The sequence below is a fragment of the Kitasatospora sp. NPDC001095 genome (genome assembly GCF_053598615.1).
Map to the genome: position 1 here is coordinate 1 of NZ_JBSFKQ010000100.1, position 10,294 is coordinate 10,294.

The 10,294-nt window shown below is 72.5% G+C and carries 10 protein-coding genes; 2 read left to right on the forward strand and 8 right to left on the reverse strand.

What is annotated here, in order from left to right; translation table 11 throughout:
• The 6 genes from ACWDBB_RS35735 to ACWDBB_RS35760 all read right to left on the reverse strand — a co-directional run.
• Positions 1-1,136 (reverse strand): beta-ketoacyl synthase N-terminal-like domain-containing protein (locus ACWDBB_RS35735; protein WP_449793575.1); only part of this gene is annotated, 1,136 nt, incomplete at its 3' end.
• 58 nt (positions 1,137-1,194) lie between these two features.
• Positions 1,195-2,289 (reverse strand): alpha/beta hydrolase, encoded by a 1,095-nt coding sequence (locus tag ACWDBB_RS35740; protein WP_449793576.1) that lies wholly within the window; start codon positions 2,287-2,289, stop codon positions 1,195-1,197.
• Positions 2,286-3,101 carry a 2-oxo acid dehydrogenase subunit E2 gene (locus ACWDBB_RS35745; RefSeq protein WP_449793577.1) on the reverse strand — a complete coding sequence of 272 codons (816 nt, stop codon included), beginning with the start codon at positions 3,099-3,101 and terminating at the stop codon, positions 2,286-2,288. Before ACWDBB_RS35745 ends, ACWDBB_RS35740 begins: the two co-directional genes overlap by 4 nt.
• Positions 3,098-3,325 (reverse strand): acyl carrier protein, encoded by a 228-nt coding sequence (locus ACWDBB_RS35750; protein ID WP_449793578.1) that lies wholly within the window; start codon positions 3,323-3,325, stop codon positions 3,098-3,100. Before ACWDBB_RS35750 ends, ACWDBB_RS35745 begins: the two co-directional genes overlap by 4 nt.
• Positions 3,322-5,223 (reverse strand): HAD-IIIC family phosphatase, encoded by a 1,902-nt coding sequence (locus ACWDBB_RS35755; RefSeq protein WP_449793579.1) that lies wholly within the window; start codon positions 5,221-5,223, stop codon positions 3,322-3,324. Before ACWDBB_RS35755 ends, ACWDBB_RS35750 begins: the two co-directional genes overlap by 4 nt.
• A gap of 8 nt (positions 5,224-5,231) precedes the next feature.
• Positions 5,232-6,263, reverse strand: coding sequence for a 3-oxoacyl-ACP synthase III family protein (locus ACWDBB_RS35760; RefSeq protein ID WP_449793580.1), 1,032 nt, complete (start codon positions 6,261-6,263; stop codon positions 5,232-5,234).
• A 194-nt stretch (positions 6,264-6,457) separates the two neighbouring features.
• Between ACWDBB_RS35760 and ACWDBB_RS35765 the strand changes: the two genes are divergently transcribed.
• Together ACWDBB_RS35765 and ACWDBB_RS35770 are read left to right on the forward strand one after the other, a co-directional pair.
• Complete coding sequence (locus tag ACWDBB_RS35765) at positions 6,458-7,678, forward strand: cytochrome P450 (protein ID WP_449793581.1); 1,221 nt, start codon at positions 6,458-6,460, stop codon at positions 7,676-7,678.
• Positions 7,672-7,905: a ferredoxin gene (locus ACWDBB_RS35770; protein WP_449793582.1), complete on the forward strand. Its 234-nt coding sequence runs from the start codon at positions 7,672-7,674 to the stop codon at positions 7,903-7,905. The genes ACWDBB_RS35765 and ACWDBB_RS35770 overlap by 7 nt, the downstream gene beginning before the upstream one ends.
• Positions 7,906-7,978: 73 nt before the next feature.
• Here ACWDBB_RS35770 and ACWDBB_RS35775 read toward each other — a convergent pair whose 3' ends face one another.
• Positions 7,979-9,196 (reverse strand): cytochrome P450, encoded by a 1,218-nt coding sequence (locus ACWDBB_RS35775; RefSeq protein WP_449793583.1) that lies wholly within the window; start codon positions 9,194-9,196, stop codon positions 7,979-7,981.
• Between the two features lie 219 nt (positions 9,197-9,415).
• Positions 9,416-10,294: phosphopantetheine-binding protein (locus ACWDBB_RS35780; protein WP_449793584.1), on the reverse strand; the 879-nt coding region annotated here is incomplete at its 5' end.

Here is a 10,294-nt window from a genome sequence, read left to right on the forward strand (position 1 = left end):
ATGTTGGACTTGAGTGAGCCGAGGTGCAGGGGGTGGTCTGCGGGTCGGTTCTGGCCGTAGGTGGCGAGGATGGCCTGGGCTTCGATGGGGTCGCCCAGTTTGGTGCCGGTGCCGTGGGCCTCGACTGCGTCCACGTCGGAGGGTTCGAGCTGGGCACTGGCCAGCGCCTGCCGGATCAGGCGCTGCTGGGCGGGGCCGTTGGGCGCGGTCAACTGGCTGCTGGCGCCGTCCTGGTTGACGGCCGTGCCGCGGATGACGGCCAGCACCCGGTGGCCGTTGCGCCGCGCGTCGGAGAGCTTCTCCAGGAGGAGGAGGCCCGCGCCCTCGCTCCAGCCGGTGCCGTCGGCGTCGGCGGAGAAGGCCTTGCACCGGCCGTCCGCCGACAGGCCGCGCTGGCGGCTGAACTCGATGAAGGTGTTGGGCGTGGCCATGACGGTCACGCCGCCCGCCAGCGCGAGCGTGCACTCACCGTTGCGCAGCGCCTGTACGGCCAGGTGGACGGCGACGAGCGAGGAGGAGCAGGCCGTGTCGACGGTGACGGCCGGGCCTTCCAGACCGAGGGTGTAGGCCACCCGGCCCGAGGCCACACTGCCCGCGCTGCCGGAGCCGATGTAGCCCTCGAAGGACTTGGGGGCGGGTGTCAGGCGCGACGCGTAGTCGTTGTACATGACGCCGGCGAACACGCCCGTACGGCTGCCGCGCAGGGTCTCGGGGACGATGCCCGCCCGTTCGAAGGCCTCCCAGGCCACCTCCAGCAGCAGCCGCTGCTGGGGGTCGGTGGCCAGGGCCTCGCGCGGGCTCAGGCCGAAGAACTCCGGGTCGAAGCGCGGCGCGTCGTGAAGGAAGCCGCCGTGCCGCGTGTAACTCGTGCCCGTCCGGTCCGGGTCGGGGTCGTAGAGGTTGTCGAGGTCCCAGCCGCGGTCGGTGGGGAAGCCGCCGATGGCGTCCGTGCCGTCGGTGACCAGGCGCCAGAGGTCCTCGGGAGAGGCGACACCGCCCGGGTAGCGGCAGCTCATCGCCACGACGGCGACCGGTTCGTGCCGGTCGGCCTCGACCTCGCGCAGGCGCTGCCTGGCCCGGGCGAGATTGCCGGTGGCGCGCTTGAGATATTCGCGAAGCTCTTCCTCGGTCGCCATTGCGGTGTTCAACCTCTCGAAAACGGGTCGGACGGGGTTCGGGGCGCAGCGGAGCCGTTCAGGCCTGGCGTGCGGCCAGCCTGCGGCGGGTGCGCTGGGCGAGATGCGCGTACCGCAGGACGGCCCGCGGCAGGTAGTGGCCGCCCTTCATGCGGAGGATCGACAGGAAGCCCCACAGCTGCATCTCGGGCAGGTGGTGCGGGGCCCCGTGCACGTCGTCGTACTCGACGATCCGCAGGTCCCGTACGTGGCGGCGCAGCCGCCGCGGATCCTCGGCCGGGATGATCTCGTCCCGCGTGCTCGCCGCGTAGGCCAGGGGGACGGAGAGTCCGGCCAGCTGACGGTCGCTCAGCGCCCAGTCGCGGATGTGCTCGCCGACGTCCGCGGCCGGGACTCCGGTCAGGTGGGCGAGGGTGTCGACGGTGATCCGGGGCAGCCGTGCCTGCCAGGCAGGGTCCGTGAAGAAGTCGTGCACCGGCGCGCCGACGGTCATGATGCCCTGGATGCGCGGCTCCTCCAGGGCGGCCCGCACGGCCAGGTGGCCGCTGAAGCTCAGCGTGATGCAGTACGTCCGTGCCACGTCGGCCACGTCCGCGACGGCGTCCAGGAGCTGTGGCAGCAGGTGCCGGCTGTCGGCGCCGTAGGTCAGGGTGTTCTCGCCGACGCCGGGGAGCTCGGTGACGAGCCCGGCGAAGCCCAGCCGGTCCAGTCGGGTGAGGAGCGGGGCCCACTGCTCCTTGATGCTGACGATGCCGCCCATGAACACCAGCAGGGGCCGCCGCTCGTGCCGGCTCAGTCCGCTCGTCCAGCAGCCCACCCGGCCCCCGGGGAGGTCCAGGTCGAGGCGATCGATGCCGCCGGTCTCCTTCCGCCAGCGGTCGAAGGCGTTCACGCAGCGCTCCAGCGCCGCGCCGCGGGCGGGGCCGTCGACGTAGGGGAAGCGGGCCATGTTGAAGTGGCGGCAGGCCTCCAGGTACTGGCCCGCTTCTTCGAGCCGCTCGCCGACCTCGCACCACTCGCGTGTCCAGGAGCCTGCCGCGCCCTCGTCGTCGGTGCGGATGCGGCCGAGCAGCTTCTCGAAGTGGCCCGGCGGCATGGACTGCGCGCGGGCGTGGGCGCCCACGTACTGCTTGAGTTCCTCGACGTCGTTCATCGGTCCGTGGAACCGGCCCCCGTGACACCGGCGGTCCGGTTCTCTCCTCCTTCCGGTGCGCCGGGGAAGCCTTCGAGGCGTTCCTTGATCTCGGTGAGCATGTCGGCCGCCTCGGCGCCGTCGATGACCCGGTGGTCGAAGGCCAGGTTCAGACGCATCACCGGTGCCACCGTCACGGCGCCGTCGCGGACGACCGGCCGGTCGACGACCCGTCCGACGCCGAGGGTGATCGTGGTGCCGCCCACGGAATGGAAGCCGTCCACGGCGCGGTGGCCGAGCGAGCTGACCGCGAACGTCCCGGTGCGGGCCGCCCGCGCCGTCAGCGACCGGGTCGCCCTGCGGAACAGCGCGCGGCCGATCGGCACGGGCAGCTTGTGCAGCGCGCGCAGGCCCGCGAACTCGGCCATGAGGTCGGGGTCGCCGTCGCGGTAGTGGTCCACCTGGCGCTGGACCTCCTCCAGACCGGCCCGTTCGAGGCCGGGCAGCACGGCGGCGAGGACGACGCGCCGGCCGCCGAGCCGCCGGTCCAGGGCGAGTTTGGCGCTGGTGGAGCCGTAGGTGACGGTCCTCGGCAGCAGCCGGCCGCCGATCGCGCTGTTGGCCTGGGGGTGGTCGGCGACGACCCGCGCTCCGGCGTGGAGCACGTAGCTGACCACCGAGTAGCGGCGGCCCTCCTCGGCGGCGGCCGCGCGGTGCCGCCACACCCGCTCCATGTCGACCTCGGTGTCGAGGAAGACCGGCGCGAACGCCTTCGCCCCCTCCAGGAAGTAGAGCGTGTGCCGCCGCTCCCGGGCGACGGGGACCGGCCTCATCCGGACACCGCCACGTCGTACAGGCCGCGCAGCGTCGTCGCCTCCAGGGCGGCGGGCAGGGACAGCGAACGGCCCGTGCCGCGCTCCAGCAGGGTGAGCAGGGTGATGAGGTGGACGGAGTCCCAGCCGGCGACCTCGCCGAGGGGCCGGTCCACGTCGGTGTCGTCGACGGGCAGGCCCAGGTCGTCCCGGACCAGCGTGATGAAGGCGTCGATGGAGTTCACGGGGTGTTCCCTTCGCAGGACTCGGTCAGCTGCACGTGGTCGGGGACCGGCGGGACGGACGCCAGGTCGTGCCGGAAGACGAGCTCGCCGTCGGCGTCCGTCACCGGTACGAAGCCGTTCTGCGGATAGAAGTCCCGGACCTTGGCGTTCTTGGCGCTCGCGCGATAGGTGGCGAGCACCTCGCGCGCTCCGTCGGCCCGGGCCTGCCGCAGCACGGCCGCCAGGACGGTCTGTTCGATGCCGCGGGCGAACACCCGGCAGCTGAGCAGGAAGTTGTCGATGTGCACGGTGGTGCCCTCACGACGGGTGAAGACCACGCCGACCAGACCGTTCTCCCCGAACCGGTCGCCCGCGTGCACGGCCAGCACCCGGGTGTCCGGGCCCGCGGCCAGCTCCTTCACCTCGGCCGCCTGCAGCCGTCGCGTGGTGAGGTTGAACTGGTTCGTGCGCAGCGTCAGCTGAGCCGCCCGCGGCACCTCCCGCTCCTCGACCGGACCGATCCGCACCCGCACCCCGAGCTCGCACAGGTAGTCCTGGAGGGAGTCGAAGCCGTGCAGGAAGTCCTTGCGCTCGGCCTCGACGCGGTAGAGCGCGGGGCGCGCGCGGTCCTCCACGGTCAGCTCGCGGACGTCGAACCAGCCGTCCCGCAGCAGTTTCTCGACGTGCCGGGCCGGCTCCTCGTCCAGCTGGACGACGCTCACCCCCGGCAGCTCACGGCGCACGAGACCGCACTCGTAGGGGCTGTCGTCGACGAACACGACGCTCTCGACGGCCAGGTTGAGGTCCTCCGCCAGCTCCTTGAGGTTCTCGTGCTTGGGCCGCCAGTTCACGGCGAAACGGACGAAGTCCGCCTCCCGCAGCGTCATCCCCGGGTGGCCGGCGACGACCTCGCGGACCGGGGCCAGGTCGTTCTTGCTCACCGCCGCCAGCAGGACACCCTGCGAGGCGAACTGCTTGAGCACCTTCTGGAACGCCTGGAACGCCTCGCCGCGAGGGCTGTCGGCGACCTCGATGCCGTCCGCGCCGTCGTCGCCGAGCACACCGCCCCACACCGTCTGGTCCAGGTCCACGGCCAGGCACTTCTTCGTCTGCCCGGCCAGGATGCGGGCCAGGTGACCGGCCTCCCGGGCATAGCGCGAGAGCATCGCCAGCGAGAGGTGGGCCTTGGCGTAGACGCTCAGCCGCGGGTCGGTGACCGCGACGCCCTCGGCCGCCAGCGGGTCCAGGTCGAGCACGACCAGCTCCGAGTGCGTCTCGGTCAGGCGCAGCAGGCGGGCGTTGGCCTCGCGCCAGACGGCGCCGAGCCGGGCACGGGAGCGGTGGTCGATCAGCTGGGAGGCGAGCACGCGGGGCAGCGGCATGGTGTTGAGCACGAGGGTGCCGCTGCCCGACCCGGCGAAGCGGGCGGTGAGGGCGTCCAGCAGCGCCGTCTTCTCGGCGAGCACCGCCTCGACGTCCTCCGGGCGCCAGGGCGTCGGCAGCTCGTCCATGACGATCATGGGGTCGAGCAGGCACAGGACCAGGTCCGGAGCGGCGGCGTGCAGGGCGCTGCCCGGGTCCGTCAGGTCGAAGACGTAGGAGTCGAAGTCCGAGACGACCGTGCGCAGCACGATGCCGTGGCGGGCACCCTCCAGGGCGAGGGCCGGGACGAGCGCGGAGAGCGTCCCGTGACCGGTGACGGCGACCGTGAGGGCCGGCAGCTCGGGATGCTCGTGCAGCACCTCGTCCGGACCGACGCGGGACAGCAGTTGCGCGGCCCGTACGGAATCCGCCTCGGGCAGGCGCGCCAGCAGGGACTTCAGGCCCGGGTAGGCGACGGCGAGACGCCCGGCCCGGTGCAGGGCGAGCAATTCGTCGGCCGGATCGGTGGCCGAGGCGGTGGCGGGGGTGGAGGCCATGGTGACGGTCAGACCCCTTCCAGCGCGAAGCCGGCCTTGATCCACTTACTGGACTCGATGGCGATGCCGATCGCCCGCTCACCGGGCGCGAGCCGCTCCAGCGCCCGCTCCAGCTGGAAGAAGACCAGGGCGTTGGCGTTGTTGCCCGTCGTGTTGACGCAGGAGACCTCCTCGGCGCCCGCGACGCCCAGCCGCTCCACGATCCGCCGCGTCATCCGGCCGGAAAGCTGCGGCGGCAGCAGATAGGTGACGTCCTCCTCGCGCCAGTCCAGGTCGTCGAGCAGCTCGCGCAGGGTCTCGTCGGCCATCTCCGGCACGTGCCGCTCGATCGCCTTGTAGTCCTCGGTGGCCGCGGGCCGCTCCGAGTGGCGGTCGACGGGCCCGAACCACTCCAGCGTCGCCCCGGCCTCCCGGTTCAGCCCGGTCAGCCGGGTACGGACCGACACCAGTTCGCAGCGGCCCGCCGCAGGGTCCGTGCTGAGGACGGCCGCGCCGGCGCCGTCCCCGAACAGGACGTAGTTCACGAGCTGGTCGGGCGGAACCTTCGCCAGCTCCGCGTCGCAGTCGTAGAACCGCGCGAGCACATCGGCACCGATCACGAGCGCGGTGCGGTGCCGGCCGGTCCGCAGCATCTGATGGGCCACGTCCAGGGCCTGGACCGCGCCCGAACAGCCCGACTGGAGCTGGTAGGTGGGCACGTCGTCGATGCCCAGCCGGTCGCAGATGACATTGACCGTGGCGGGCATGAGCTGCTCCGGGGTGGCCGTGGCCATCACGACGAGGTCCACCTCGTCCGGCCGGACCCCCGCGCCCTCCAGGGCCCGCCGGGCCGCCGCCTCGCCCAGACCGGACAGCGAATCGCGGATCTCACCGGTCTCGATGTCAACCGCCAGGTGCCGGTTGCGCGTTCCGATGAACGCGTCCACCCACTGCTCCCACAGGGGGTCCATGCCGAACCGGCGGGCGAGCGCGGCATTGTCGACGGGCGGTCCGGGCAACGCGGTTCCCACCGACAGGATCCGGATGTGTGGTGTGTCCACGACCTGCTCCTCTCTCTGCCCGGCCATGGTCCGGAAAGCCGCTACCGTGCTGCTTACGCGACGCTTTCGTGAGCCGCCGGATTACGCGGCGCTAACGCCCGGGAGACACGGGGTTGCAGGGCATTCGCGGCGCCTCCTAGCTTTTCCGGCTGCGGGGAAATCCCCGCCCGCAGGAAGAAGACGAGGGGAACGCGATGGAAATCACCGCCCCGCCGGGCCCGTCCGCTGCACCGCCCTTTCCCCAGCAGAGGGCCTGCCCCTACCAGCCGCCGCCCGCCTACGAACAGCTGGGCGCACAAGGGCCGTTGTCCCGGGTCACCCTCTTCGACGGCCGCGTCGTGTGGTTCGTCACCGGCTATCCCGAGGCACGCCAACTGCTCGCGGACCCACGGATCTCCGCCGACCGGCAGCGCCCCGACTACCCGGCCGTCGCGCCCCGCTTCCAGGCCGAGGTCGCCAAGCGCCTGGTGCTCATCGGCATGGACCCGCCCGCCCACGACGAACACCGGCGCCTGCTCAACCCGGACTTCAGCCGCAAGCGGGTCGAGAGCCTGCGGCCCGTCGTGCAGGACATCGTCGACCACCACGTGGACCGGATGCTCCGGACCGGCCCACCCGCCGACCTCGTACGCGACTTCGCGCTGCCCGTGCCGTCCCGGGTGATCTCCGAGGTGCTGGGCCTGCCCCACGAGGACCTGGAGTTCTTCCAGGACGCCTCACGCCGGCTCCTCCAGGCCACCACCGGCGAGGAATCCCAGGAAGCGGGACGCGAACTCATCGGCTACCTCGACGCGCTGGCCACCCGCCGCCGCACCGAGCCCGGCCCCGGCCTGATCGGCCGCCTCGCCCGCGAAGAAGTCGCCACGGGCCGCCTCAGCCACGCCGACCTCGTCCAGATAGCCCTGGTCATCCTGGTCGCCGGACACGAGACCACGGCCTCCACCATCGCGCTGGGCGCCATCACCCTGCTCGACCACCCCGAACAGCTCGCCCGCATGCAGGCCGACCCGGACACCGTGCCGGCCGTGGTCGAGGAGATCCTGCGCTGCGTCGCGGTCACCGACCTCGCCGGAGTGCGGGTCGCCACCGCCGACATCCCCGTCGCCGGACAGGTCATCCGCGCGGGCGAAGGCGTCCTGCTGTCCGCCACCATGGCCAACCGGGACAGCCGCGTCCACCGGGACCCGCAGGCCTTCGACACCGGCCGCACCGGCCGCCGCCAGCTGTCCTTCGGCTACGGCATCCACCAGTGCCTCGGCCAGAGCCTCGCCCGACTGGAACTGGAGATCGCCTTCTCCACCCTGTTCACCCGCATCCCCACGCTGCGCCTCGCCGTCCCCGCCGACCGGCTGCCCACCCGGCCGCCCGGCAGCGGCACGGTGCAGGGCGTCAACGAGATGCCGGTGACGTGGTGAGCGCCGACGGGCCCGCCGACGCACTGGTCACCGCCGACCGGGAAGCCTGCATCGGCGCCGCCCAGTGCGCCTACAGCGCCCCCGCCGTCTTCGACCAGGACGACGACGGACACGTCCTCGTACGCGATCCGCACCCCGGCCCCCACGAGTGGGACGCGGTGCGGGAGGCCGTGGACCTGTGCCCCGTACAGGCGATCCGGCTCCGTGGCACGGCCGACGGGACCTGACCACCGGCACCACCACAGGACATGACGACGAACCCCGCAGGCCCGGGCCTGCGGGGTTCCTCGCGTCCGGCCGTCACGGGCGGCTGCCGCCCGGACCCCATGCGACCGGCAGCGAGCCCAGAGTCCTGATCTGCATGCCCTTCAGCCACTGCACGTCCTCGGGCGCCACGTCGAGCCGCAGGTCCGGGAAGCGCGTGAGCAGCGCGGTGATCGCCACCTGCATCTCCGCCCGGGCCAGAGCGGCACCGGTGCAGTGGTGCAGGCCGTGCCCGAAGGACAGGTGGGCGTTCCCCGCCCGCCGCAGCTCCAGCACCTCGGGGTCCTCGAACGCCCGGGGATCCATGTTCCCGGCCGGAGTCGCGCACAGCACGGGCTCACCGGCCCGGATCAGCTGCCCGCCGATCTCCACGTCCTCGGTCGGATACCGGGCGAACGTCGTGTGCGAGACCAGCGGGACGAACCGCAGCAGCTCCTCGACCGCCTGCGGGACGGCCTCCGGGTGTTCCCGGAGCAACTGCGCCTGGCCGGGCTGCGACAACAGCACGTAGAAGGTCGAGGCCAGCTGGGAGGCGGGAGTGTCGTAGCCGCCGACCAGCAGCGTGTACACCAGCTCCAGCAACTCCTCGTCGGTGTACGCGCCGCCCTCGGCCGCAGCCTCCAGCATGGCGCTCACGAGGTCGTCGCCCGGCTCCCGGCGGCGCCGGTCGATCAGCCCGCGGACGTAGTCGCGCAGCAGCTCCAGCTCGACCGCGATCTCCTCCGGCGACAGCTCCGTCCTGCCGAAGAAGCACTGCACCATGCCCTGGAACCGGTCCCGCTCGCCCTCGGGCACGCCCAGGAGCTCACAGATGTTCAGCGCGGAGAACGGGCCCGTGAAGGCCGTGACGAGATCGACCGGGGAACCCTGCTCGGCCATGGCGTCGAGCAACTCCTCCGCCACCCGGGCGATCCCCGGCCGCAGCCGCTCGACACCCCGGTTGGAGAACGGCTTGGAGATCAGACGCCGCAGCCGGCCGTGGTCCGGCGCGTCCGCACCCATGATGCTGCCGCCCACCGGCACCGGCGCCACCCGCGCCTCGTCGCGGTCCGCGGCGGCGGCGCGGCCGAACCGCTGGTCCCCGAGAATGGCCTTGATGTCCGCGTACCGGCTCACCAGCCACGCGTTCTCCCCGTACGGCGGGGTCACCCACACCGGACGACCGTGTTCGAGGAGTTCACGGTAGCTGTGGTCGATGCCGAGCCCCTTGATCGCTGTGAATTCGAACGGAACGGGAACCCGTGTGGAGGTCATCGAGTCTTCCTTCGCCGTGAGGGCACGCGCCCGCACTGCGCGGCGCGCTGGTGCCCCCAGCGTCACAGGGAACGCTAACGGCGGACTTACCCGTCCTCCGCCGGCAGCGGAAGGAGCGGGGCACGGATCGCGGGACGACGAACACCGGAACGGCGGACCGGCGATGACCGCCGGCCCGCCGTTCCGCGACTGCCCGGAAGGGCGGAGCGAGCCGTCGGCTCAGTCGAGGTCGTTGTCGATGAACTCGAAGAGGTCCTCGTCCGCCACCGCGTCCAGCCCGCCCGGGAAGCCGGCCGAGACGTCCGGATCACCCGCACCGCCCTTGGCGCTCAGCCTGCTCAGAAGTGCCTCCAGCCGGGCCTTCGTCCGGGAGCGGCTCTCCTCGTCACCGGAGATCTCCTCGAACGCCGCCTCCAGCGCGTCGAGCGGCGACAGGGCCGCGCTCGGCAGCTCCTCGGCCAGCCGGTCGAGGAGATGGCCGGCGATGGCGACGGGAGTCGGGTAGTCGAACACCAAGGTGGTCGACAGCCGCAGCCCGGTGGCCGCACCGAGCCGGTTGCGCAACTCGACGGCGGAGAGCGAGTCCAGGCCCATGTCGAGCAGCCCGCGCCGGGGCTCCACGGCCGAAGAAGAGGCGTGCCCCAGGACATCGGCGACGTGGCGGCGGACCAGCTCGTCGAGGAACCGCTCGCGTTCCGCGTCGTCCATGCCGAGCAACCGCTCCCGCACCCCGGCCCCGCCCCCGGCGGGCGAGGCGACCGACGGCGCGGGGCCGGCCGGCACGGGCACCAGCTCCCGGTACAGCGGGGCCAGTTCGCCCTCCGCCGCACGACTGCGCAGCGCCCCCATGTCCAGCAGGACCGGCACCGACAGCGCCGCGCCCCGCGCGATCGAGGCGTCGAACAGCTTCAGCCCCGCGGCCGAGGCGATCGGCAGGATGCCGCTGCGCCCGAGCCGGGCACGCTCCGCCGCGCCCAGTGACTGCGTGATGCCGCTGGTCTCCTCCCACAGGCCCCAGGCGAGGGAGGTGGCGGGGAGTCCTTGGGTGTGGCGGTGGTGTGCGAGGGCGTCGAGGTAGGTGTTGGCGGCGGCGTAGTT